This is a genomic window from Mucilaginibacter sp. RCC_168 (assembly GCF_041355315.1).
GTDB lineage: Bacteria > Bacteroidota > Bacteroidia > Sphingobacteriales > Sphingobacteriaceae > Mucilaginibacter.
Genome location: NZ_JBFUPN010000013.1, coordinates 145,058 through 171,137, shown reverse-complemented (window position 1 = coordinate 171,137; position 26,080 = coordinate 145,058). Strand labels below are relative to the sequence as shown.

Here is a 26,080-nt window from a genome sequence, read left to right as displayed (position 1 = left end):
GTTTTACTGAATTACATATCAAAGGACGGCAGAAAACTTCAAGAATCTGCGTGACCTACATCACATTTAAACCGAGGTGAATTGCTAATAGCCTATGCTGAATTTATGGTAAGGTTTCTGAAAGCTGTAAAGAAGGGAAAAATTAAAATTCTCGCAGATCTGTTTGGATATCGTGAGCCCAAGACCACTACCTTCAGAATAAGATGATTTATGAAAACGTGTAAAGATCTGATCGTCTCTTAAAGGTAGTTCATCACCTGTATTTTCTATAATTAAGCTTTCGGCGTTTAGGTTTATTTTAATCTCGCCACCATTGTAATTATGCCTGATCGCGTTACTCATTAAATTGCTCAGTAAAATTTCCATCAGATGTCGGTTAGCATATACCTGCTTTTCGTCGAGATTATAGGAAACATGAAGATTTTTACTCAGAAATATTTCTTCAAATTGAAAGATCATTTCTTCGGTTAAAGCTTTCAGGTCTATCAGGTTCTCATCTTTCAATAATCTGTTCTCTACCTTTACAAGTAACAGCATAGATTGATTTAAACGGTTTAATCGGTTTACTGCACCATAAAGGTCAGTTAATAATTTACCTTGTCCCTCGCTCAGATTTTCACTTTGTATCAGCGTATCCAGTTTAGAGGTGATAATAGCTATAGGAGTGAGGAGCTCATGCGACGCGTTTTCTGTAAAATTTTTAAGGTTTTGATACTCATGCTTTACCCGTGTAGCCATTGCCGAAACCTCCTGGTGTAATTCATTAAACTCATCTATGGAGTTATCCAGTTGTGGGATATTCCGGGTATCGGATATATGAAACAGCTTAAGTTCGTCAAGTATATTATAAAAGGGTTGCCATAGCCGGTTAAGAATAAGCCGGTTAGTAATAACGAGCGCCAAAAGCAGGAGCAGAATAACGCCTATGGTAATACCAAATATGATCTGTATAAGGTCTTCGGTTTCAACTTTCGACTCCACTATCAAAATTTTATAGTAGGTATGCCCCATATCAACAAAACTAATCAAGCCTCTTCCTGATTCTGGTTCGTTAGCATTTTTGTAATAAGTTGTATTAATAAACTTACGGGTGACCGAGTTTTTAGGAACTTGTTTAAAGCTGATCTGCTGGTCTGGTGATTCAAATACCTGGGGCAGGTTATGGTTCAGTTTTACATAATCAAAAATTTCCTGTTCCTCAACTTCCAGCGATTTATCTTTTTCATTAATAAGAATTGAGCTGATGGCCAGGTAGTAGATCCCACCGGTTATCAGCATGATAATAATAGCGGCAATTAAATTTACACGGTTATATTTATCTAAAAGTTTCATTTATCATTAAACTTATAACCCATGCCATAAGCAGCCTGTATATAATCATTGGCCCCGGCTTCTACCAGCTTTTTGCGAATATTTTTAATATGGGAGTAAATAAAATCAAAATTGTCGGCCAAATCTATACCATCTCCCCAAAGATGCTCCGCGATTGCATTTTTGGAGACTACTTTGCCTTTATTAGCTATAAAGTAAATTAACAACGCGAGTTCTTTACGGGTTAACTTTAGAGGAGTGTCTAAAACGGTAACAGTTTTAGCCGACAGATCAATACTGATCTCATTAAATTGCAGTATATTATTGCCATTATACATTTTACGCCTGGTAATGGCAGAAACCCTGGCTTTAAGTTCAGATAAATGAAAGGGCTTAACCAGGTAATCATCCGCGCCAAGATCCAGCCCTTGCAACCTGTCATCAAGTGAGTTTTTGGCCGATATAATCAAAACCCCATCCTTGTTATTACTTGCTTTGAGCGTTTTAAGTATATCGATACCACTTCCGCCCGGTAAGGTAATATCCAGCAAAATACAGTCGTAACTGTAAAGATTGATTTTCACCATAGCAGCCTGGTAACTGTCTGCTGTTTCACAGATGTCACCAGCTTCCTGAAAGTATGCTTCAATACTTTCACGTAACCCTTTTTCGTCTTCAATGATGAGTATTTTCACTTCTTTTTTTAGTAAAAGTACATGAGTAATTTGTATACATTTTGGATTTAACCGACTTTATTTTAAACCATCATTGGATCTGGTCAAATGTCGGGTTTAAATGATACAGAATAAATTCAGAATTATTGTTTAATATTGGCTTCATAGTTGCCTTACTTTAGCTTAATGTAGTCATGTTTTTTAAAAAATATATTTTTTTTCTGCTAATAATTCTTCCTGTTATCACTTCTGCACAACAATCAGAAATTACTGATTCTTTAAAAATCACCCACAAGGACAAAACGGTTGAAGAAGCAAACCATTCCATTGTAACTTATATTCCACCGGCGGCATTTGTTACCTGGGGCATACTTTCTTTTCACGTTAAAGGTATCCGGCAAATTGATTACAATGTATATAATGATATGCAGAAAGATCATCCTGGTTTTAAAACCCATGCCGATAATTATCTTCAGTATGCTCCGGCAGCAATTGTGTATGGTTTAAACCTGGCCGGCGTACATGGCAAGCATAACTTTGCCGACCGTACGGCGCTTTACGTTTTGTCTGAAGGTATTTTTGCAGGTACAACCTTTACAGTAAAAAATTTAAGTAAGCGTACCCGCCCGAGCGATGCTGATAAATATTCATTTCCATCAGGGCATACCGGTAACGCATTTGCTGCTGCCGAATTTTTAAACCAGGAATATGGCGATATTTCGCCCTGGTATGGCATTGCAGGATACTCCATCGCAGCGTCAACCGGAATATTGAGGGTTTACAATAATGCCCACTGGTTTAGTGATGTGGTGGCAGGGGCGGGTGTAGGCATACTTTCAACAAAGATAGCCTATTTGGTTTATCCTTATATTAAAAAGCAGTTTTCGGGTGGTAAAGGAGATAAAAATACTGGTACCGTGATTGTACCCACTTATCAAAACCAGATGTTTGGTTTTTCTTTTGTAAAAACACTTTAAAATTAAATTTAATAGGGCCGATAGGAATTTGAGATCTATGATTTAATTTCAACCTTTGAAAGGAAAGAAATTATGAAGCTTCTTCTTACTTCCGCCGGCATCAGCAACTCAAGTATCCGGAATGCGCTGGTTGAACTCCTGGGCAAACCGATTGCTGAGGCCAGCGCCCTTTTTGTCCCAACCGCAATATACGGCATAGCTGGTGGTGCGGAGATATCACGAAAAGTGATCTGCGGATCATTAGGTGACCCTTTTTGTGATTTGGGATGGAAGTCGCTGGGAGTGCTGGAATTAACAGCTCTGCCCAGCATCAAACAAGAGCTTTGGGTTCCCATGCTCCAGGAGACTGACGCCTTGTTAGTTGGAGGCGGCGACTGCCAGTATTTGTGCTACTGGATGCAGCAGTCTGGACTGGCAGACCTGTTGCCATCGCTATTGCGCAAGACGGTTTATGTAGGCTTGAGCGCCGGGAGTATGATAATGACCCGCTTTGGAACCACCTACGGTAACCATATACTGCCAGTCGAAAGCGACAAGGCACTGGGACTGGTTGATTTTGCGCTGCATCCGCATCTGGATTATGAGTTGTTTCCGGAAAATTCCCTGGCCAACCTGGAAAAGTTGGCAGCTACGATACCAGTACCCTCATATGCGATTGACGATCAGACCGCCATTAAAGTGACCGACGGCACTATAGAAGTCATCTCCGAAGGACATTGGAAGTTGTTTAATATTTTAAGTAATTAATTAAGCGTTTTAATTGGTGTATATTTACTTTAGTTAAGTATTCAAACACCTAATCACTAAATTATGGCAGAGCAAACATTCCAGCCCGGAGACAAAATTATGTCAAAAATTGACAATTCAAAAGTTTACATTGTCATCCAAATTATTGGCGATAAAGTAAAATGTGTTGACGCCAACAATAGAGAACATGATATTTACCTAGTTGCTGTAGAACCTTATGCCTTTAGTGGTGGAATATGGTAAATTAATATTTTAGTTACAGGAGCATGACTTGCTAGGCATTAATATAAGAAACGGCAATCCGATTACTATTAATTTTTATTCCGATCCCAATTTGATGCAGTTCTTCATTATTTGTCCATTCAAATTCATATACTTCCTTACCTGGAGTTTTGTCAATTTTTAAAAGACAATTTATTACTTTGTCAGGTTCTCCAAGTGTTTCAATATATCTTGATTCATAATTTCCTACAATGTCCTTTTTATCTCCCTCGATAATTTCTCTTTTTGCAATCTCATTGCTGATTTTAAAATCATCCGAAGTTGCATAAATACCGTTCAATATTAACACGTTGCCGTTATCTAAAATTTCAAAAACAATAATACCATGGAATAAAGACATCTGATCTAGATTAGATTATAAATGTAATAAAAACTTACTATGTGCAGGCTGAAATCCCTTTTTATAAAATTCACATAATTAACATTATGTTAAGTAATAGAATTAAAAAGAGAGGCTCTATTAAAAAGCCCCTCTTTTGTTTATCTCTTATTGACCGTTTAACGCGTCAATTTTCTTCTTGGTTGCTTCTGCATTAACATTGTCTTTTTTACCTAAGTAATAGGTTCTAAGGTTTGTTAAAGCATCAATAGATTTTGGATTCAGATCGACAGCTTTTACCAGATATGGTTTTGCCAGATCAAATTGCGCGTTAGCTTTGGCTATTGCAGCGTCATATTCTTTTTGTTTGTTGGCAGGCAATTTATTTGCTGCATTGTAAGCATCAATAGCCGGGTTAAGGACCACATAGCCTAAGTTAAGGTTAGCCTCAAAATAGTTTGGATCTATTTCCAGCGCTTTTTTGTACATATCGGCCGCCTTAGTGTAATTGTCAACTTTTTGCTGTTGTAACGTGGCTTTGGCTGCAGGGTCTTTTGCTTTAGCCTGTTCCTTGATGATTGATTCTGCGGCTTGTGAGTAAGTTAAACCTGCATAATAATACAAGGTTTTATTTTTTGGATCGGCAGCTAAGGCAGATTGTATTTTTTGAATTACTTCTTTTTCTTTTCCTGTTTGCAGGCTTATTTCGATCTCTCTTTTACGCAGATCGCTATTTGTAGGATATTTGGTTATGCCTTCGCTAACTGATTTAAGCGCGTTGGTGGTATCCTTATTAGCTAAATAAAGCGATGACAGGTCCATATAAACGCCCGCGTTTTTGGAGTATTTGGTGGTAACCAGCTTGTTATAATTGGTTATAGCCGCCGGATAGTTTTTGGCATTGGCCGCAGCTAAGCCTGTATAATAAATAGCGTTGGTATCCTCAGGCAAAACGGTACGGTAATAATCAAATGAACGATAAGCCTGATCGTATTTTTGAGCTGAATATTCGGCAACACCTTTGGTTAGCTGGTATTGAGCCAGGTTTAAATAAGCGTTATCAATTATTTGTTTGTTCTCACCTTTGGTATCCAGTTCTTTAGCTTTTTTTAATGACTCATCGGCAGTTGTAAACAAAGGCAATGAGGTAGCCGCAACCGTATCCTGAACAGCCAAAGCTGCATAAATGGCTCCTTTTAAAGCAAAGGTTTGCGGCAAGGCAGCTGTTTTTTCATTGGCAGCCGCTTTGTCAATGGAGGTTTTGGCGGTTCCAAGGCTTTTAGTAGCAACGGCTAAGGTAGCTTTTGATCCTCTTAATCCTTCGTAGTTGTCATATTCACTTTTAGCAGTGCTTAATTCACCTTTTTGTGCAAACGTTGTTGCTGAAACTAAGCCTAACAGGCCCGCCATCAAAAGTTTGATTTTCATAGTTTATTTAGTTTGTTAACTGTTTTAGTTTACTGTTTATTTTGTCTAATTGATCTTTATTGCCGGTTTTAGCATAAACCAGTTGCAGCGCTTTTAAGCCCTGTACATTATTAGGGGATATTTCGTTAGCTTTTTCAAGCCATTGTACAGCACGGCCAACGTCCTGATCCTCGCTTCCCTCCTTTGTATTGGCGCTTCGTTTTAAATAAAGCAAACCCAAATTAAAAGCGGGCTCATAAGCAGAACTGTTTAATTCAATAGTACGAAGGTAAAGTGATTCCGCTTTATCAAATTTGTTTAAATGGTCATAACAATTTGCCGCTACAAATGCAATATCGGCGTTATTTGCATTAATATCAAGTAATGGGCCTATTAATGGCTCCAGGGCCTTATAATTTTTCTGGTTGTTGTAAATGTTGGCTTCGTCGAGCAGTAAAAAGCGGTCGTTGGGCAATACCTTCCTCCCCTTCTGTAGTATCTCTAAAGCTTTGGCCGTATCGCCTAATGATTTATAAATACTGGAAGCGGTTTCAATATATTCGGCCCTTCCGCTATCAACGGCTAATAACCTGCTGTAGTATTTGGCTGCATCTACTAAATTACCGGCTTTATTATTAGAGTAGGCTATATAATCATTGATCTGTTTAAAGTTCGGGGCGTATTTGCGCGCATTGTCAAAGGCTTCCCTTGCTTTGGTGAAATCTGAATTATTGGTAAACTCAAAGCCCTTGCGGATGTAAACATTGGCCAGGCAACGTTTGCTGTAATCAATTTCCGACTGAAATTTATATACCTTTTTATTCGCCGATAGTCTGTCAACCAAAGCCGAGGTTTCGGGTAATAATTTCTCAGGCTGGCCGAGTTTGTTGAGCGAATCGACGTACAAAATGCTCGAATTAACCAGAGCCCGATAGGTGTTCTTTTCCAGGTCGGCCGTATCAGATTTGGTAATAATGAGGCTATCTGCCGATTTTTTGGCTGCTGCCAGGTATTTCAGATCATTTTTCTGCTTGTAATAAGCCAGATTATTAACCACAACCTTTAGCGCTTCGCTTTGAGCAAAGGCAAAGGTTGTAGTCATTGATGATATTATAACCGCCAGGATAATTTTACGGTAACCCATATTATTTATTCAGTAGTTTCTGTTGCTGATTCGTCGCTGTCATTAGCTGCTTCATCACTATCACCGGCATCATTCACGGCATTTTCATCCAGTTCCGCTACTTCATCCTCGTCATGCTCAATTTTAGCTACAGAAGCTATCTCGTCATTACCCTTTAAAGTAATTAATCTAACGCCCTGTGTGGCACGACCCATGGTTCTCAGCTCGCTAACCGCAATACGTATAATAATGCCCGATTTGTTGATGATCATCAGGTCTTCTTTATCTGTAACACCTTTTATGGCCACAAGGTTTCCGGTTTTTTCGGTAATGTTTAAAGTTTTTACACCTTTACCACCACGGTTGGTTACCCTGTAGTCGTCAATATCGGTACGTTTACCATAGCCTTTTTCAGATACCACAAGAACGGTTGTTTCGGCATCGTCAATACTGATCATTCCCACAACTTCATCATTGTCACTATCTAATGATATACCACGAACACCGGTTGCAGTACGTCCCATCGGTCTGACAGTCGACTCATTAAAGCGGATAGCCCTACCCGATTTTAATGCCATCACGATTTCGCTGCTGCCTGTGGTTAAGGTTGCTTCCAGTAACGAATCGCCTTCGTTGATATTAATGGCGTTGATACCATTGGCACGCGGGCGCGAATACGCCTCCAGCGATGTTTTTTTGATGGTACCTTTTTTGGTACACATGATAATGAAGTTATTCTCCAGGTAGTTCTGGTCTTTAAGGCTGATGAGTTTGATATAAGCCTTAATGTTGTCTTCCTTAGGGATATTGATGATGTTCTGAATGGCGCGTCCCTTTGAGGTACGTGTACCTTCGGGAATTTCAAATACTCTGAGCCAGTAACATTGGCCTGATTCGGTAAAGAACAACATATAGTTGTGGTTCGATGCCACCAACAGGTGTTCAATAAAGTCGGCATCACGGCTATTGCTGCCGATAGAACCTTTACCCCCCCTGCCCTGACGACGATATTCGGTTAAAGGTGTACGTTTGATATAACCTTCGCGCGATATGGTAATTACCACATCTTCATCCTCAATAAAGTCTTCAGTTTGCATTTCGGCCGATGAGTGAACTATTTCTGTTCTGCGTTCATCGCCGTATTTATCTTTTATTTCTATCAGTTCGTCCTTAATGATCTGCATCCGCAAGCCTTCGTCATTTAAAATGGAATTTAAATACTCGATCAGCTTCATTAACTCCGCATATTCATCTTTGATCTTATCACGCTCAAGTCCGGTTAACCGGCGAAGCGTCATATCCAGTATAGCACGAGCCTGTATATCGGTTAAACCAAACTGGCTTATCAAACCTTCGCGGGCTTCATCAGGTGTTTGTGATGCACGTATCAAGCGAATTACTTCGTCCAGGTGATCAAGCGCGATCAATAAACCTTCTAATATATGGGCACGTTTTTCTGCTTCGGAAAGCTCAAACTTGGTACGGCGTACAACAACCTCGTGTCTGTGTTCCACAAAATGGTGGATCAGATCCCTCAGGTTCAGCATCATTGGGCGGCCATTAACCAGCGCGATGTTGTTTACACTGAACGATGTTTGCAGCGCGGTATATTTGAACAGATTGTTCAATACAATGGCTGCATTGGCTTCCCGTTTAATTTCATAAACTATACGGATACCTTCGCGGCTTGATTCGTCGCGGATGGCGGATATGCCTTCCAGCTTTTTATCGTTCACCAGGTCGGCAGTACGTTCAATCATGAGGGCCTTGTTAACCTGGTAAGGTACTTCGGTCACGATGATACGCTCGCGGTCGCTGCCATGTGTTTCAATTTCGGCACGGGCCCTGATCACTACCCTGCCACGACCTGTTTCCAGCGCTTCGCGGGGACCTTCAAAACCATAGATGATACCACCTGTAGGGAAATCGGGGCCTTTTACAAACTTCATCAGTTCGGCGATCTCTATCTGACGGTTATCGATCAACGCTATGGTTGCATCAATTACTTCAGATAGGTTATGTGGCGCCATATTGGTAGCCATACCTACCGCGATACCAGATGCACCGTTAACCAACAGGTTAGGGAATTTACATGGTAATACGGTTGGCTCCTGCTCCGACTCGTCAAAGTTTGGCTGAAAATCGATAGTATCCTTGTTAATATCGGCTACCATCTCTTCGGCCAATTTTTTCAAACGGGCTTCTGTATAACGCATTGCCGCGGGTTCGTCACCATCCATGGAGCCATAATTACCCTGCCCGTCAACCAGCAGGTAACGCAGGTTCCATTCCTGGGCCATACGAACCATGGTATCATAAACAGATTTATCACCATGCGGGTGGTATTTACCCATGACGTCACCCACAATACGGGCTGATTTTTTATAAGGCTTGTTGTTATTTAAGCCCATATCAAACATGCCGTATAAAACACGTCTGTGTACAGGTTTTAATCCGTCGCGGACATCGGGTAGTGCCCTGGAAACGATCACCGACATTGAATAATCAATGTAAGCCGATCGCATTTCCTCGTCAATATTTATCGAAATTATTCTGTCTTCCTTGCTTGAATTGTCGTTTTCTGTTCCTTCGGCCATTTTTATTAATTTGTGGAATCTTCTCTATAATTGCGCGTTAAAAGTGTTTTTTAAGCGACCTGCGAAGTTAAGAAAATAGTTGATTATTGTGCCATTTTTTTGGTTCAATTGTTCATTAGTTTAATGGTTCATTACTTGATAAATAGATAAGACCAATGAACTATTGAGCCAATGAACTAATGAACCTTTACCCAATCTTTTTAGCCACCCACAAAGAATCATATTGCCGGTAATATACATAGGCCGAAGAATTCAGCACCATATTTTGTATGACATAAGTAGGCCCCAGTTCATTGCGTGATTTATCGTAATCATGGAAAGCGATATAGCCGCCGACAACGACTTTGGGTGAAAATAACTCAAAATCCAACTTGCAACCTGCTATTGAATGATCCCCGTCAATAAAAAGCACATCTATTTTGTTAAATTCATCAGGAAATTGGTATGAGTACCCACGTTTGGTAACTATTTTTGACAGTACGTTAAGTTTGGTCATGTTACTGACGAACTTAGCATAAAGGTCATCCGTGCCTTTTTTTTCAGCATATATTTTTTCGCTATCCTTATCCAATCCGCCATCAGCATTAAAAGGATCAATCGCATAAACCTTTCCTGACCGGAGCCCTTTGGATAAACAATAGGTGCTTTTGCCCTGCCAGCTGCCTATTTCAACTATGGTTGCATTACGCGGTGCTTTAAAAGCTAAAAGAAACAAGCCCATAGCTTCCCGCTCTGTAAGCCAGCCATCCAGGTCCTTAAAACCGCTAATATATTTCAGGACACGGCCTTTTATCCAATTTTTAATCATAAATTCTATTGGTTCACTGGTTCATTAGTGTCATTGGTTCATTGGTTTGCGTCGGATAATTTGTTCATTGGGTTTTTCTGATAGTCCTTGATAAAATATTCACCAATGAACTAATGAATCAGTATTAATGGACCTTTACCCAATGATCCTCTATCTTGTTACCATTGGGTAATGTGGCCAGTAATTTAAGTGTATCATTACTCAGCGTATAAATGTATCTTACAGTTTTGCCCAATAATTTTGATGGTTGATCACAATAGGTTTGGGTTTCAAAACAGGTATCTGCTTGCAGTTTATAATCGCCTTTTTCATAAATAAAAGTCTTCTGTCCTTTTTCAATTACTTTGGCCTGATAGTGCTGATCATCATAAGTACGCTGCAGTTTATAACTGGTTGATACACTGTCATGCTTGCCGTTGATCAAACCGCCTCTATACTCCCACACGCCCCTTAAGGGACTTCTACCAGTAGTAAACGCACATAAAAAGACTATCAATAACAAAGGGAAGATCGTTTTTTTCATGGTTACTGTTTTTACAGTATCAAGCCGAATGGTGAGTAGTGAGCGGTGAATGGTGTGTGTTAATATTAGTGCTGCTATTTGAATTCACAACTGTCTATTCACAACTCACCATTCGGCTTGATACTAATTTCTACGCCCAGTTAATACCTTTTTTGAGTAAAGACAGGGTTCTTTCCTCTTCGCTGCCCGCCACTGGCTGATAGTTATAGAGCCATTTGGCTGTTGGAGGCAAACTCATGAGTATAGATTCGATACGGCCATTGGTTTCCAGGCCAAATTTAGTGCCGGCGTCATATACCAGGTTAAACTCGGTATAGCGGCTGCGGCGCTGGTATTGCCAAAGCTGCTGTTCTTCTGTAAACGCGTTATGGCGGTTACGTTCTACCAGTTCGGTATAAATGGGTATGAACGACCGTCCCAGGGCTTTTGAAAACTCAAAGATGCTATCCCAGGATAGTTCCTCATTGGCGGTTAAGCGATCATAAAATATACCGCCTATGCCCCGGGTTTCGTTACGGTGTTTGATATAGAAATAATCATCGGCCCAAAGCTTAAACCGGTGATAAAAATCATGATAATAAGCGTCGCACACCGCTTTGATATGGCTGTGAAAATATTGGGCATCAGCATCAATAATATAATGGGGTGTAAGGTCGATGCCGCCGCCAAACCACCTTTTAGGCTGCTGATCGCTGCCCTCGGGCGATGGCATTTCAAAATACCGGATATTCATGTGGATGATAGGCACCAAAGGATGGTTAGGGTGGATCACGATGGATACGCCGGTAGCAAAAAAGTCGTCAGACTCTACCTGCAGGGCCTTTTTCATGTTTTCGGGCAGCTGCCCGTGAACGGCAGAGAAATTTACACCGCCCTTTTCAAATATATTACCGTTTTGAATTATACGGGTACGACCGCCACCCCCACCATCACGTTCCCATACTTCTTCCTCAAACCTGGCTTTGCCGTCGGTTAGTTCCAGTGCCGCACATATCTCGTCCTGTATTTGCTGGTAATCGGTGGCTATTTGTTCTTTACTGATCACGGATGGTTAATTAGTGAATTAGTGATTTAGTGAATTATTGAATTGCAATAATGGTAAAATTAATAAACTATTGGTTATGATTAATTATTGAATTAGTGATTTAGTGAATTATTGAATTGAAATAACCCGCGCTGTTCGAGGTCTCTGACTTCGAACGATTATGTTGGTAGTCTTCAGACTACATGATATTTGGATAGTTGAATTATATCTGTAGTTGCAAACTACAGGCATAGTAGTCCGAAGTCAGAGACTTCGGACAGCGCAGATAGCGAGTATCAAGTATCAAGATTTCTTGTAAGCGCTCGTTTAAAAGTCATGATACTCGCTACTTGATGCTATCCTTCCCTAACTTATCTCTACATAATCCAGATCCTTGCCAAAAGTTTCTTTTAGCTGGCTTAAGGCAAGTAAGGCAATTGCGGTTAATATGCCCATCATAATATAACCGCTGGTGATCATACCTTTATGTTTTACAAAGGCATCAAAAGCCCAGTTGATCGGGATTAGCGAACCCCGTACAAAGTTGGGAACGGTTGTAGTAACTGTGGACCGTATATTGGTGCCAAACTGCTCGGCCGCTATGGTAACAAATGTTGCCCAATAGCCAACGGTGCATCCCATAAAAAAGCTTAGCCAAACAAATTGTGAAGATGTAATTCCTTTGCAACTCAGATATGCGGTAACGCTCACTAATGACAGTAAAAGAAACACAGCCATTGTTAGCTTTCTGGATTTGGTAATTTGAGCCAGCAAGCCGGCAAACAAATCGCCAACGGCTATGCCCACATAGCTATATAAAATGCCAGAGCCTGCGGTTAATACCTCTTTTGAACCCAATGCTACTCCAAACTCTTTGGCCTGGGTTATCAATATACCCACCACATACCAAAGTGGCGCGCCGATCAAAATGCAATACAAATATTTTCTGAACCGTTTACCATCATTAAACAGCATCAATAAATTTCCTTTGGATACCTTGCTATCGGCTACGTTTTTGTACATGCCCGATTCAAAAGTACCTAATCGTAATAACAGCAATACAATACCTAAGCCACCGCCAACAAAATAGGCGTTGCGCCAGCCAAATTTGGCGGCAAAGGCTGCTGCAACGGCCCCAAAAAGGCCAATTACTGCAACTATCATGGTTCCATAACCACGTTTTTCTTTACTTAATGTTTCGGTTACCAGGGTAATACCTGCACCCAATTCGCCGGCCAGACCGATGCCTGCTATTAAACGGACAATAGCATAGGTATTGATATCATGTACCAGTCCATTAGCAAAATTGGCAACAGAGTATAAGAGTATCGACCCGAATAATACTTTTATCCGCCCAAATTTATCACCAATAACTCCCCAGATAATGCCACCCAGGAGCAAGCCAAACATTTGCATATTGATGATGTACACTCCCTGCTCCCGTATATTAGCTTCAGCAATACCAATACCATGTAAACTTTCGATCCTCACGATCGAAAAGATAACCAGATCATAAATATCAACGAAATAGCCAAGCGAAGCAACAAGAACCAGAAATATCATATTCCGGGTAGCCTTGGCAGAGGTAGCTGTAGTAGTTGTCATAAGTTTTTTATAGGCATTTGAACGGCTAAAGTAGCAGAATTATACAAAATCAAAAATTTAAACATAAAAAAGCCCCTGTGTATGCAGGGGCCTTTTGCTTGAGTGTTTGGTTAACTATGCTTTTTTTACGTTTACAGCTTGCAAGCCTTTTCTGCCTTCTTCCACTTCGTAAGTTACATCGTCATTATCTTTAATAGCGTTTACGCCGCCTTGTACATCTTTAAAGTGGACAAAAAGATCTTTACCATCCTCGGTAACGATGAAGCCATAACCTTTTTGTGTGTTAAACCATTTTACTTTTCCAGTTTTCATAATTATAATTATCGTATTAAAAAAAAATTCGTATATAAGATTAATAACTAATGCCAAACTGAAAATAAAATGGTTTTAATAATCAGAAGGAATAGATAAACCCATCTTTCCCAAATATATAAAATTATTAATAAACCAAATAAAATTATTTATTTGGTTGTGGGGTTATCCTTAAATAGGGTTTTATAGCTTTATAACCCTTTGGAAATTTGGCCGGGATATCTTCTGTTTTTATAGCGGGCACAACTACCACGTCTTCTCCATCCTTCCAATCGGCAGGTGTGGCTACGCCATAATTGGCTGTTAATTGTAAAGAGTCGATCACTCTTAAGATCTCCTGGAAATTACGACCTGTTGATGCCGGGTAAGTGATGATAAGTTTAACCGCCTTATCCGGACCGATGATGAATAATGACCTTACAGTAGCATTAACAGAAGCATTTGGATGGATCATGTCATATGCTTCAGAAATTTTACGATCCTCGTCTGCAATGATCGGGAAGTTTACCTCTACCCCTTGTGTTTCGTTGATGTCCCCTATCCAGCCATGGTGCGATTCAACCGAATCAACACTCAGTGCCAGTACTTTTACATTGCGTTTGGCAAACTCGTCTTTTAAAGCGGCTGTTTTACCCAACTCGGTGGTACAAACCGGGGTATAATCGCCTGGGTGCGAAAAAAGTACGCCCCAGCTGTCGCCAAGATATTCGTAAAAATCAATATCACCTGCTGATGTTTTTGCCTGAAAATTTGGGGCTTTATCGCCTAATCGTAAACTCATGACTGTGTTGTTTATAATATATAATAAATGACTACTAAGTTACTATACATTAATTGATAAATCAAAATGTAAAATAACATCCTGTTAAAAATTACAGAATGATGAAATGTGTCGATTTACAGATTGGAAATAGGATATTTCCGGTATGGGCTACTCACCCTCGGCACCCGTACTGTTATTAAGAGCCGACTTCAAGCTTATATCCTTTGCCGCGTATAACAACAATATTGATATTAGGGTCAAGTTCCAGTTTTTTTCTGAGTTTTGATATGAACATATCCAGACTACGCCCTACAATAACGCCTTCGTCTTCCCATATCTCTTTTTGAAGCCTGCCCCTCTCTATAGTCTGGTTCGGAGACAACGCGAAAATGCGCAGTACACGCGTTTCAGTTCCGGTCAGGTCTATTGTCTCGCCATGTATGATCAGTTTCCGGTTCTTCGCGTCAAACAACACCGAGCCCAAAGTGAACATGCTCGTATTCTGGTCATCCTCTGGTAAAGATCTTCGCGGCTTAACAGCTCTCAAAAAAATAAAACCAACAAATGCTAAAAATGGGAGGCTACCCAGAAGATATCCATTCTTTGCGATATTTATCCCCGTCGGTTTGAATTTAACGTTGATTATGTAACATGCTTTGGGTTGCTTTCTTCCTTTGCATGGTACAATATCATCTTTTTTATTTTGGGATATAGCATACCCATAGGCTACACTGGAGTTGCCACAGTTCAGAACGTTCACAATATAATCACCTGCGAGCGGGTCTTTGGTTAGCACGCGCTGGGTAGTATTCACCAGGAATTCTGGTTGAAAAGTAAGATCATTCTCAAACCTGATCTGATATTCATTTTCTGCGATCTTTTTTACAGGAAGAACCCTTGATGTACTGTCGCCCGACTGTAAGAGTAGTTCATGCCCGATCCTGCGGAGCAAAACCTCTCTCCTGGCGATATCAAAGTCGTCATTGCCGGTCATACTGAAAGCCACGCAGATTGCAGAGACAAACGAGAGTAATATCAATCCATACAGGTACTTGCGTTTCCCGGAGAGGAGATTTCGGCTAAGATGCATAGTGTCAATATTTTATTTACAAAGTTTACATTTTTATTTACAATTCAAGTTCTTCAAGCCAAAAAATATCAAAGTAGTTTCGCTGAATCAAATTAAAAGGATATGAAAAATAAAAAAATGAAAAGATTATTTGTATCTGTTCCGGCTATCCTCCTGGTATTATTTCTACTAAATTCTTTTGTACTAAAAGAAAAGAAAGCGGGGGAGAAAACAACAGAAAGGACTAAATCAGCGCCTGCAACCATCGTTTTTAGGTCTGCTGATGGCGGACAAACATGGCAGAACATTAGCGAAGGACTGCCTGAAAATTTGCAGAGAGAAGGTGTGTGGAGAGATGGTTTATTTGCAAATGACCGTGGGCTATATTTACGTGCCGGGAATGGGGTTTATCACAGTGAATCAAATTCCACAACTCCTTTTTGGACAAAAGAAATTTTCCCTGGTAACCAACGTAACATTGCCCCTGGCAAGAATAGAATACTTGCATATAATTTCAGGGGTCAATTTTTACAAAAAATAAACGGAACGAATAATTGGTCGCCCATATATACGAATTTTCAAGAGCAAGCCGTACGCATAGACAGAATGGTTGATTGGATGTACAAGAATTATAAAGAGCGGGAAGTACGCACCGTTTTTGAAACTGCCGGAGGCACAGTTTTCATTGGCTCCAACAACATGCTTTTTAGATCCACTAACAGTGGGAAAACCTGGAAACAAGTGCATGTTGGAGACGGTAGAATGACATTGGCAGAGTCAAATGGTGTACTCCTGACTACCAGCAAAGATGGAATATTAAGATCGACCGATGATGGCGAAAACTGGGATCGTGTGATTAGTGAAGGGGGGGCTGGCATCGCTGTGGAACGTATAGATGGAGGGTTTGCTGCTATAGTCTATAACACAATAACCCAAACAAACAGCATACACATTTCACTGGATAGCGGAAAAACCTGGAATGCCATAGGCGAAGAACTTCAGCCTTCCTGGAGTAGTTTGTTAATGAAAAAAGCAGGCATACTTCAATCTTCATTGGATATTTTATCCATCAAACAAATGGGTAAGTATTTAATATGTGGTCGCGCAGATGGTATATTCCGGTCATCAGACATGGGCAAAACATGGGAAAAACTGTTACTTCCTGCTATAGAAAATTATGGCTTCAATTTATCTGTTTCAGGCAACGTAATTTATGCCATACCCAATAAAGGATGTTGAAAAGCTCCAAGATGATAAAGGAAATATTTGGCTTGGCGCTGACGATGATGTGTATCGTTTGATGGAAAAACCATTAAAAGATTTTAAGGGTAACGAAGGTCAGAAATAATGTGTTGCTGTTCACATCGTTAGATAAGCTAAAAATGCCCCCGATAATTGCAAAGCCCATAAATATTTTGTATATTTATATATAACAAACAACGGCCCTGCTTACTTTGAAAAACGTAAGCAGGGCCGTCTGGTTAAAGAGACAAAACGGCTAAAAATCAATTGTTTTGTATGTAGTTATTTAGCCGTCAAATATTTAATACTTTTTAAAGTTTTCAAAGCTCATCAAAAATTTGTTAAAAAGTGTTAAAATAGATGGTTTTGAATCAATTTTCCGAAGCTTTTGACTTGTTTTTGCTCCATTTTTGAGCAGAAAAGTGTTAAAATAGAGGTTTAAAAAGTCCCCTGCCCCTACTTCGTTGTTTGAATTTTATAATAATGCCTGAGATCTAAAATCAATTACTAATCGGACTGAATTTGGGCTCTGAAATTTTACCTCAACATTCCGCGGCAAATATTGTTCAACCTATGAACTAAGCACAAAATTGAATGAGCAGACATACCTATGAAACCGGAATAATTGGAAATTGTGCCTTTTTGGCCCACATTAATAAAAATACCAACGTGGATTGGCTGTGCTGGCCCAAATTTGACAGCACCTTTATTTTTGGCGGCCTATTGGATAAAGCCAAAGGCGGCGAGTTTTCCATTCGCCCGGAGGGAGAGTTTACTTCGGTACAGCACTATCTGGAAAATACCAATGTGCTTATAACTGAGATAAGCCCCAAAAGTGGCGGCAAATACCGGATAACCGACTTTGCACCGAGATTTTACCAGCATCAACGGTATTATAAACCCTTGATGCTGATCAGGAAAATTGAGGCTATTGAAGGCTCACCAAGGGTTATAGTGAAATGTGAACCGGTATCTGAATATGGCGCGGTAAAATTAACCGTTAACCGTGGAAGTAACCACATCCAATACCTGGGCGGTGAAGAAAATATCAGGCTCACAACCAATATTCCTATCAGTTATGTATTTGATGAACAAGCTTTTGTACTCAATGAAACCAAATACCTGGCCCTAACTTATGGGGAACCATTGGAAGCCGCATTAATATCCACAGCCGACCGCTTTTTGGCCGAAACTGTGCAATACTGGCGCACCTGGATCAAGCACTCTTCTATCGCTACGTATTACCAGCCTTTTGTGATCCGCTCTGGACTGGCTTTAAAGATACACCAGTTTGAGGATACGGGTGCCATTATTGCAGCAAGCACCACCAGTTTGCCGGAATCACCAGGAAGCGGCCGTAATTGGGATTACCGCTATTGCTGGCTGCGTGATACCTATTATGTGATCACGGCGTTGAATCACATCGGGCACTTTGAGGAAATGGAGAAATATTTTAGCTATGTTACGGATATTTCTTTTTCTGAAGACGACCGTTATCAGCCTCTGTATGGTATAACCGGTAAAAGAAAGCTGGTTGAAGAGATTTTGACCGATCTGGAAGGTTACATGGGTAATCAACCGGTACGTATTGGTAACCAGGCTTATGAGCATATACAGAATGATATTTATGGCCAGGTAATGATATCCCTGCTCCCGCTGTATACCGATCATCGTTTTGTTTTTTCCGAACGTAAGGATTCAGTACGCTGGATTGAATCCCTACTCGATAAAATAGACCGTACCATTGACGAAAAGGACGCCGGGATCTGGGAATTCAGGAATATGGCTAACATCCACTGTTACAGTAACCTGTTTCAATGGGCAGGTGCCTCAGCTGCGGAGAAAATGGCGCGTACTATTGACAACAAAGAGCTCATTGATAAAGCCATTGAATTGAAAGAACGCGCTGCCGCACATATCGAGAGCTGTTATGACCCAGTCAGAAAAGTTTATACCAATTCGGCAGGCAGCTCTAACCTGGATGCCAGTACGCTGCAGTTGATCATGATGAATTATCTTGATCCCGAATCGCAAAAAGCAAAAGATCATTTACTTGCATTAGAAAAAGAGCTAAGGACGCCTAATGGTTTATTTTACAGGTATTTATATACTGACGACTTTGGCAAGCCCAAAACCACTTTCCTGATATGCGCCTTTTGGTATGTAGAAGCATTGGCCAGTGTTGGCAGGCTGGATGATGCGCAACGTGAGTTTGCCAATCTGCTGCAATACTCCAATCACCTGCTGTTATTCAGCGAGGATGTTGACGAACAGGATGGCAGCCAATGGGGTAACTTTCCGCAGGCATATAGCCATGTGGGCTTAATGAATGCCGCTTATCGTATAGCTATAAAGCTGGATAGACCGATATTTCTATAATTAGTGAATTGGTGAGTGGTGAATTGGTGAGTGGTGAGTGGTGAGTGGTGAGTGGTGAGTGGTGAGTGGTGAGTTTGGAAAAATGATAAGCAATTCAATCAAATTCTGCCGGTTCTGATTCATACAAAAACTCACCACTCACTATTCACCACTCACTAATTAACTTCAACCGTGGTATGCTGAGTGAAGCTGGTAAGCAGTTTACGCACTTCTGTGGGATTGCGGAGATAAAACTTGGCTGCGGATAAATTGCTGCCTACTTTGATGGTAATAGCTGTTTCTGGCAGGGCTTTAAATATATCTTCGTCGGTATAATCGTCGCCAAAGGCAATAATAAAATCATAGTCTTTACCCTCGGTGAGTGTTAAAGCTGCTTTACCTTTGTTAATATCCATGTTCTTTACTTCCAGTACCTTATCCCCTGCCAGCAGTTGTAAGCCTTTATCGCTGGCCAGGTATTTCAGGTTGTTCATCAGTTCGCTTGCTCTAAGCTCTCCTAAGCCATTTTGTGCCTTGCGGTAGTGCCAAACCAGCGAATATGTTTTTTCTTCGATAAAGGAACCCGGAGTGCGGTCTACATAGGTTTCCAGGATCGGATAAATATCATGCTTCCACTGATCGCTCAGGCCCGATATTTTATGCCATTGGGTCTCTGGTCTTTTAAACCAGGAACCATGCTCGGCAATCAGGTATATATCAGTATGTTTAAACCATTCGTCGAGGTTTTCATGCTTGCGGCCGCTGATCAGTACCACCTGGTTGGCCGGATCTTCAGATAGTTTATTAATGATGCTATATAACTCTTCGTCCGGACTGGCCTGTTCTATATTGGATTTGAAGTTTACCAGGGTGCCATCATAATCCAAAAAGATGATCCTCTTTTTCGTTTTAATGTAGCGGTTAATAATGGATTGCTCTGTAGCGAAACTTACATGCCGGGCCTGCATTGAGCGTTGCATGAGCTTAACCTCCTTTAAGCGATCAAAGAAAATTTTGACCCAATGGGAAATATTAAATTTAGAAACCAACTGCCGCATGGGTATCATGCGCTTTTGCTGCTCTTGCAGCGGCATGTTAAGGGCTTCTAATATAGCCCTGCATACCTCGCCGGTATTATTAGGATTGACAATTATGGCATCAATTAATTCTTTAGATGAGCCTGCCATCTCACTTAATATCAATACACCATCGTTATTTGTTCTGCTGGCAACATATTCCTTACTTACCAGGTTCATACCATCGCGCATGGGGGTTACCAGGCAAACGTCGGCAGTATGATATAAGGCAGATAGTGTTTCAATGGGAAAAGACCGGTAATAATAATGAATGGGCGTCCAATCCATGGTACGGTATATAGAATTGATATTGCCTACCCTTTTGTCTATTTCTTCACGTAGATGAGCATATTGCGGAACGGTATCCCTTGAAGGCACAACGATCATGTAGAACGTTATTTTTTCAATACACTCCGGGCAAAGTTCCAGCATCAGTTCAAAAGCCTGCAGGCGCTGTAATATGCCTTTGCTATAATCCAGACGATCAATTGAAAGGATAAGCTTGGTGTTTTTAAAATTATTTTTTATCAGTTCAATCTGTTCTTTGACATCATCCTGTAGCGGTAAAGTGGCATACTTTTGCTCATCTATTCCCATCGGAAATGATTCCACCACAATGGAGCGTTCATCCATGGTAATGATGTTTGATGAAGTATTTACGGGCAAAATACGGGAGGTGGCGCCTAAAAAATGTCGTACATCATCAAAGGTGTGGAAACCGATCAGATCGGCACCCAGCATGCCTTCCAGCAATTCAGATCTCCATGGGATCAACCGGAACATCTCGTGCGATGGAAAAGGAATGTGCAGGAAAAAGCCGATAGAAACATCAGGCAATTCGCTCCTTACCAAGGCCGGTAAAAGCAACAGCTGGTAATCATGTATCCATATAATATCACCAGGTTCGGCAATGCTTAAAATAATGTCTCTAAATTTTTGATTTACAGCCTGATAATAGTCCCAGTTTGATTGTTTGTAATTGGCGTAGGTAGAAGCGTAATAATGAAAAACAGGCCACAATACTTCGTTGGAAAATCCTTCATAATATTGGTTGATCTCCTCCTGGTCAAGAAAAACGGGTATTAAGCTTAGTTCTTTTAATTGATGAGAAACGTGATCTTTATCTTGTTGCTCGGTGATCTCGATACCTGGCCAGCCTATCCACACGTTATCGTCTTGTTTATATATTGAACCTAAACCGGTTGCTAAACCTCCTTCACTGGGCGATAAAATATAGTCGTCATCTGCTTTTGAAATTTTGATAGGTAACCGGTTAGATACAATGATGGTCTTGGGCATATCTGCGAATTATATTAATAAATTATACTTATTAATAAAGACAGAAAGCCCCGATTTGTTTGCTTAATAGTTACAATGGATGGCAAAATAACAAGCTTGTGACATAAAAAAAGCCATCCTGAAACATCAGGATGGCTTTTTATGAAAACCTTTTTAAATTATTTTACTTGTTGAAAAAACTCAAGGTTAGCTTGTTGAGTGATCCTTACCAATACTTCATGAGCATCGTTTTTAAGGTCAACAAAGTATGAAGTTGGGTCGATGTTGTCGTTCAGGTCGGTATTAGCCTGGTAAACGATCACCTCACCTATTTCGTAACCTTTGTAATCTTTAGCAATTTGTTTTAAAGTTTTTGCCGGGATAGCTTTAGCGTCAACTCTTTGAGTTACGCCTAAAAACTCACCATTAAGATTGTAGAAAGCAGTTTTTTTAACACCATCAATAGTGAAGGTAGCTTTTTGGCAATTTTTGGTTACTGTCCAGTTTACGTCTTTTGCATCAGCAAAATCAACTGTAAAACCATGTAAAGCGACGTAAGAAACGTTTGTTCCACCATCAGTTACTTTTTTAGCGCCATCGGCAGCAAATACATTAACACTTAATAAAGCGGCAATTGCGGTAGTTATAAATATCTTTTTCATGTTCATTTAAATTTTAAATCCATAACAAAAGTATGCTAATATTATCAATGTCACAAATAAAATTTAATTTTTATGAATATTTTATAATTATATGACTTTTATGATAAAAAATTTAAATTTTGACAATGTACTTAGTGTATAATTTACAATATGTAAATTTAAAAAAGCATAAAAAAATCGGTTTAGGATTAGCTAAACCGATTTTTCACATTTTTTCAACCTCAATTTAACCATTATCGGCGAAACCTGGATACAAAGTCATGCCACCATCCATAAAAATAGTAGTGCCGGTTATATAATCGGCCTCGTCTGATGCCAGCCAGGTTGCCAGTTTACCGATATCATTGGGTTTGCCAATCCGGTTATAAGGTATGAGTGTGAGTAGTTTATCTAATGCATCGGGTGTGTCCCAGGCAGCTTTATTAATAGGCGTTTGGATAGCTCCGGGCCCAATGCCTACAACCCTTATTTTATGCGGCGCCAATTCCTGGGCTATGCTTTTCATAAACATGCTGATGCCTCCTTTACTTGCGGCATAATTAACATGCCCCGCCCAGGGAATAACTTCATGCACACTGCTCATACAAATGATCTTGCCGGCAGCCCGGCTTCGCTCTTCAACTACTCCCCTGCGTATAAATTCCCTTGCCGCTTCGCGTGAGCATAAAAACTGACCGGTGAGGTTAATACTGATCACGGTGTTCCAGTCATCCAGGGTCATATCTACAAACCTGGAATCCTTTTGTAAGCCGGCATTGTTCACCAATATATCAACGGTACCGTATTGTGCGTACATCTGGGCAAACATTGCTTTTACCTGGTCTTCATGGCTTACATCGGCCTGTACCGCAAATGCTTCGCCGCCAGCAGCCTTTATTTCAGCAACAGTAGCCTCGGCAGCATCGTGATTGTGAGCATAGTTGATAACCAGCTTTGCGCCTGCTCCAGCCAATGCCAGGGCTACACCTTTACCAATACCGCTATCAGCACCGGTAACCAGCGCCGTTTGTCCTTTTAATGATGTGTTCATTGATTCACAGATTTTAATTGTTTTAATATAATCAATGTATTTTAACCCGGAAGGTTTTACAATATTAAAAATGTGTAAACAAAAAGAGACGCAATTACGCGTCTCTTTGAATAAAAAAATAAGTCAGTAAGCCCTTACAATGCCTTTATATAATTTAAAAACATATAAAGCGCTTTCTTTTTCTCATCGGTAAGATCGAAATCAATTTTGTGCATCAGGTAATCCTGTATATCAAAATCATCCCGCATCGGTAATTCTTTGAAAAGCTCCTGTCTATGTTCGAGGCCATATTTCAGGGCAGCGTTAAATTCGTCCATAAAATCCTGAGGAATGGGTTTGTTAGCTATCCAGCCTGCAAACATAAATGGTAAACCGGTGAAGTTTTGCCATTCCTCGGCGAGGTCATATGCATATTTATACTTCTCTTTTTTGCCAAAAGTGCGATCGCCAATTTGCACAAAGGCGGTATTGGTTTCCTGAGATTCGCTGTAATCAGTAGCGTCTTTGATCAATTCCGGACTTATATTCCAGTAGTTTTTTAGTAAAACTCGCGCCAGGTTGTTCGATGAACGCGATTGCGGGTCGAGCTGAAGATATTTGATATCTTTTACATCGCAGTTGCTAAAAATAAATACCGAATTTACAGCGCCTACTGCTCCAATGCAATATTCAGATACGATTTCCCAATGTGGTAAATTCAGGGTGGCGGCTACAGGGATGAGACCTATATCCACCACATCGTCAATCAGTTTTTGAGCACAATCTGACGGCATATCCAAGCTCAATTCAATTTTATCTAATATTCCACTATGCTGGATGCCGTATATAAAGGGTTTGGTGTTAGTGTAGCTTACAGCTGATATTCTTATTTTATTCACAGAAATGCTCTCTTTCAGGATTGTTTTAAATGTTCGGAGTTGTTAAAATCGACGATCTCAAATTTTTCGCCGTCATATATTACCTTATATAAAACCAGGTTCTGGTGCGGAAAAGTATCCATTTCGGTAAGGGGTTTTCCGCTCAGGATACAAAGCAATAGGCGCATGGCCCGGCCGTGCATACATATCAGTACGGTTTTTTCTTCGGGATGGCTCATGATCACATCAAGCGCTTCACGTTCGCGGATCTCTACCTCGTTAGGGCTTTCACCGCCTTCAAATTTACTATCTAAACGGCCATCGAGCCAGTCGCGCATGATCTGTAAAAAGGCGGCTTTGTTTTGGGCAGTAGCAGGTTGCCCCTCATGTATTCCCCAGGCCAGTTCATCCAAACCTGATAATTTTTGATATGGAATATCCAGATCAATAAAAGGCTGTATGCTTTGCTGGGTACGTTTTAACGCTGATATGTATATTTTATCAAAAGGGATGCTTTTATAAGCATCATAAAATTGCGAAGCCTGCTTACGCCCTTCATCATTTAAATCGGTATCCATTCCCCGCCCTTGTACAACCCCTAACCTGTTCAATTCTGTTTGGCCGTGGCGAACTATATATAAGGTTTTTTGTATCATTCATTTTTTAAGCAGAAAGCCCCAAAGCTTAAGGCTTTCTTTGCTTGATTTGTGCTGAGTTTATAGCTTTAGGCTTTGAGCCTTCCGCTTTAAGCTTTTTAGTTAATTACGGGTAACTTATAATACTGAGGTTTTGGCTCAGTTTCCGGGAATTCAAAATTAGTAAAGTCGGTTACTACATTATATAAAGTATCGCGCTCAATTGGCTGCCGGCCTACATTTTTTATTAGTTCCACCAGTTGCTTTGTACTCATGCCCGGGTGCTGTTCTTCGGCACCAGCCATAGAATATATTTTGGTAGTATCATCCAGTGTACCATCAATATCATCAACCCCAAAGTTCAATGACAATTGCGCTGTGGTACGACTGATCATAGCCCAGTAAGCTTTAATATGATCAAAATTATCCAAATAAATACGTGCTACTGCATAATTACGCAAATCTTCAACTACCGTTGACTCCGGTACATGCGACATCTGGTTATCCTGGTTACGGAATTTTAGCGGAATAAACGTTTGGAAGCCTCCTGTTTTGTCTTGAAGTTGGCGTAAGCGTTCCATATGATCAACCCTGTGCCAAAATTTTTCGATATGCCCATATAACATGGTAGCGTTGGAGCGGCCACCCAGTTTATGCCATTCTTCGTGTATAGCCAGCCACTGATCGCCAGTACATTTATCTTTGGATATCAGGTCGCGTACTTCCGGATGGAAAATCTCGGCACCACCGCCAGGGATCGACTGTAAACCAGCTTCCTGCATCAGGCGCATGCCGGTAGCATAGTCAATTTTGGCTTTTTTAAATATGTAATGATATTCAACCGGTGTTAACGCCTTAATATGTAGTTCCGGACGATGCGCACGGATGCGGCTAAAAAGCTCCTGGTAAAAAGGTACATCATATTGTGGCAAAACACCACCTACTATATGTACTTCAGTTACCGGTTCGCCATCATATTTGGTTACCATGTTAAACATCTCGTCCATGGTGTACTCCCAGCCTTCTGATTTTTGTTTCAGCAGGCGTGAATAGGAGCAAAATTTGCAGTCGTAAACACACAAATTAGTAGGCTCGATATGAAAATTACGGTTGAAATAAGTTTTATGCCCATGCCGTTTTTCGCGGATGTAGTTGGCCAAAACGCCCAGATAACCCAGGTCGCCCTGCTCGTATAGTATCACACCTTCATCAAAGGTGATGCGTTCGTTGTTCAGAACTTTTTCGGCAATGTGCTTTAAATCAGCGGATAGATCCGGATTTTGTAATAATAACTGTAAATTACCTTCAGCTTCCATGGAAAAAACTTTGCGCAAATGTACTAAAAAGCATAAAATTATGCTTTATGAGATAATTCATTGCAAAGTTGACAGAAGTAAATGA

25 protein-coding genes are annotated in these 26,080 nt (G+C 40.5%); 6 read left to right on the top strand and 19 right to left on the bottom strand.

Going from position 1 to position 26,080, the window contains the following annotated elements; genetic code table 11:
• Positions 1–84 precede the first annotated feature (84 nt).
• Both AB6735_RS14270 and AB6735_RS14265 read right to left on the bottom strand, forming a co-directional pair.
• Positions 85–1,332 (bottom strand): sensor histidine kinase, encoded by a 1,248-nt coding sequence (locus AB6735_RS14270; RefSeq protein ID WP_370996521.1) that lies wholly within the window; start codon positions 1,330–1,332, stop codon positions 85–87.
• A complete protein-coding gene (locus AB6735_RS14265; protein ID WP_370996520.1) occupies positions 1,329–2,006 on the bottom strand; it encodes a response regulator transcription factor in 678 nt (225 codons plus the stop codon). Before AB6735_RS14265 ends, AB6735_RS14270 begins: the two co-directional genes overlap by 4 nt.
• A gap of 173 nt (positions 2,007–2,179) precedes the next feature.
• Between AB6735_RS14265 and AB6735_RS14260 the strand changes: the two genes are divergently transcribed.
• The 3 genes from AB6735_RS14260 (at position 2,180) to AB6735_RS14250 (ending at position 3,952) form a co-directional block, all read left to right on the top strand.
• Positions 2,180–2,962 (top strand): phosphatase PAP2 family protein, encoded by a 783-nt coding sequence (locus AB6735_RS14260; protein ID WP_370996519.1) that lies wholly within the window; start codon positions 2,180–2,182, stop codon positions 2,960–2,962.
• Positions 2,963–3,034: 72 nt separating this feature from the next.
• On the top strand, positions 3,035–3,709 hold the full coding sequence (locus AB6735_RS14255) for a Type 1 glutamine amidotransferase-like domain-containing protein (protein WP_370996518.1): 675 nt from the start codon (positions 3,035–3,037) through the stop codon (positions 3,707–3,709).
• A 63-nt stretch (positions 3,710–3,772) separates the two neighbouring features.
• Positions 3,773–3,952, top strand: coding sequence for a hypothetical protein (locus AB6735_RS14250; RefSeq protein ID WP_370996517.1), 180 nt, complete (start codon positions 3,773–3,775; stop codon positions 3,950–3,952).
• 31 nt (positions 3,953–3,983) lie between these two features.
• Here AB6735_RS14250 and AB6735_RS14245 read toward each other — a convergent pair whose 3' ends face one another.
• The 11 genes from AB6735_RS14245 to AB6735_RS14195 form a co-directional block, all read right to left on the bottom strand.
• Positions 3,984–4,331 (bottom strand): hypothetical protein, encoded by a 348-nt coding sequence (locus AB6735_RS14245; RefSeq protein ID WP_370996516.1) that lies wholly within the window; start codon positions 4,329–4,331, stop codon positions 3,984–3,986.
• Between the two features lie 147 nt (positions 4,332–4,478).
• The gene (locus AB6735_RS14240; RefSeq protein WP_370996515.1) at positions 4,479–5,738 is read right to left on the bottom strand and encodes a tetratricopeptide repeat protein; all 1,260 of its coding nucleotides are present in this window, start codon (positions 5,736–5,738) and stop codon (positions 4,479–4,481) included.
• A 7-nt stretch (positions 5,739–5,745) separates the two neighbouring features.
• Positions 5,746–6,861, bottom strand: coding sequence for a tetratricopeptide repeat protein (locus tag AB6735_RS14235; protein ID WP_370996514.1), 1,116 nt, complete (start codon positions 6,859–6,861; stop codon positions 5,746–5,748).
• Positions 6,862–6,866: 5 nt separating this feature from the next.
• Complete coding sequence (gene gyrA, locus AB6735_RS14230; RefSeq protein ID WP_370996513.1) at positions 6,867–9,437, bottom strand: DNA gyrase subunit A; 2,571 nt, start codon at positions 9,435–9,437, stop codon at positions 6,867–6,869.
• Between the two features lie 187 nt (positions 9,438–9,624).
• Positions 9,625–10,245 carry a class I SAM-dependent methyltransferase gene (locus AB6735_RS14225; RefSeq protein WP_370996512.1) on the bottom strand — a complete coding sequence of 207 codons (621 nt, stop codon included), beginning with the start codon at positions 10,243–10,245 and terminating at the stop codon, positions 9,625–9,627.
• Positions 10,246–10,369: 124 nt separating this feature from the next.
• On the bottom strand, positions 10,370–10,768 hold the full coding sequence (locus AB6735_RS14220; RefSeq protein WP_370996511.1) for a hypothetical protein: 399 nt from the start codon (positions 10,766–10,768) through the stop codon (positions 10,370–10,372).
• A 130-nt stretch (positions 10,769–10,898) separates the two neighbouring features.
• The gene (hemF, locus tag AB6735_RS14215; protein WP_370996510.1) at positions 10,899–11,813 is read right to left on the bottom strand and encodes an oxygen-dependent coproporphyrinogen oxidase; all 915 of its coding nucleotides are present in this window, start codon (positions 11,811–11,813) and stop codon (positions 10,899–10,901) included.
• Between the two features lie 345 nt (positions 11,814–12,158).
• Complete coding sequence (locus AB6735_RS14210; RefSeq protein ID WP_370996509.1) at positions 12,159–13,397, bottom strand: MFS transporter; 1,239 nt, start codon at positions 13,395–13,397, stop codon at positions 12,159–12,161.
• Between the two features lie 114 nt (positions 13,398–13,511).
• Entirely contained in the window at positions 13,512–13,709 is a 198-nt protein-coding gene (locus AB6735_RS14205) for a cold-shock protein (protein WP_076372898.1), read from the bottom strand.
• A 145-nt stretch (positions 13,710–13,854) separates the two neighbouring features.
• Positions 13,855–14,490 carry a peroxiredoxin gene (locus tag AB6735_RS14200; protein WP_076372900.1) on the bottom strand — a complete coding sequence of 212 codons (636 nt, stop codon included), beginning with the start codon at positions 14,488–14,490 and terminating at the stop codon, positions 13,855–13,857.
• A gap of 178 nt (positions 14,491–14,668) precedes the next feature.
• On the bottom strand, positions 14,669–15,478 hold the full coding sequence (locus AB6735_RS14195; protein ID WP_370996508.1) for a winged helix-turn-helix domain-containing protein: 810 nt from the start codon (positions 15,476–15,478) through the stop codon (positions 14,669–14,671).
• Positions 15,479–15,664: 186 nt separating this feature from the next.
• Here AB6735_RS14195 and AB6735_RS14190 point away from each other — a divergent pair, with 186 nt between their 5' ends.
• From AB6735_RS14190 to AB6735_RS14180, 3 genes are all read left to right on the top strand, one after another.
• Entirely contained in the window at positions 15,665–16,780 is a 1,116-nt protein-coding gene (locus AB6735_RS14190) for a WD40/YVTN/BNR-like repeat-containing protein (protein WP_370996507.1), read from the top strand.
• On the top strand, positions 16,755–16,889 hold the full coding sequence (locus tag AB6735_RS14185; RefSeq protein WP_370996506.1) for a hypothetical protein: 135 nt from the start codon (positions 16,755–16,757) through the stop codon (positions 16,887–16,889). Before AB6735_RS14190 ends, AB6735_RS14185 begins: the two co-directional genes overlap by 26 nt.
• Positions 16,890–17,377: 488 nt before the next feature.
• Entirely contained in the window at positions 17,378–19,162 is a 1,785-nt protein-coding gene (locus AB6735_RS14180; protein WP_370996505.1) for a glycoside hydrolase family 15 protein, read from the top strand.
• Between the two features lie 155 nt (positions 19,163–19,317).
• Here AB6735_RS14180 and AB6735_RS14175 read toward each other — a convergent pair whose 3' ends face one another.
• From AB6735_RS14175 to mqnE, 6 genes are all read right to left on the bottom strand, one after another.
• Positions 19,318–21,516: a bifunctional alpha,alpha-trehalose-phosphate synthase (UDP-forming)/trehalose-phosphatase gene (locus AB6735_RS14175; RefSeq protein WP_370996504.1), complete on the bottom strand. Its 2,199-nt coding sequence runs from the start codon at positions 21,514–21,516 to the stop codon at positions 19,318–19,320.
• 158 nt (positions 21,517–21,674) lie between these two features.
• On the bottom strand, positions 21,675–22,157 hold the full coding sequence (locus AB6735_RS14170; RefSeq protein WP_370996503.1) for a hypothetical protein: 483 nt from the start codon (positions 22,155–22,157) through the stop codon (positions 21,675–21,677).
• Between the two features lie 226 nt (positions 22,158–22,383).
• Entirely contained in the window at positions 22,384–23,187 is an 804-nt protein-coding gene (locus tag AB6735_RS14165) for an SDR family oxidoreductase (protein ID WP_370996502.1), read from the bottom strand.
• 134 nt (positions 23,188–23,321) lie between these two features.
• Positions 23,322–24,065 (bottom strand): menaquinone biosynthetic enzyme MqnA/MqnD family protein, encoded by a 744-nt coding sequence (locus AB6735_RS14160; RefSeq protein WP_370996501.1) that lies wholly within the window; start codon positions 24,063–24,065, stop codon positions 23,322–23,324.
• A 14-nt stretch (positions 24,066–24,079) separates the two neighbouring features.
• Positions 24,080–24,700, bottom strand: coding sequence for a histidine phosphatase family protein (locus AB6735_RS14155; RefSeq protein ID WP_370996500.1), 621 nt, complete (start codon positions 24,698–24,700; stop codon positions 24,080–24,082).
• Between the two features lie 98 nt (positions 24,701–24,798).
• Complete coding sequence (gene mqnE, locus AB6735_RS14150) at positions 24,799–25,995, bottom strand: aminofutalosine synthase MqnE (protein WP_370996499.1); 1,197 nt, start codon at positions 25,993–25,995, stop codon at positions 24,799–24,801.
• Positions 25,996–26,080: the final 85 nt, after the last annotated feature.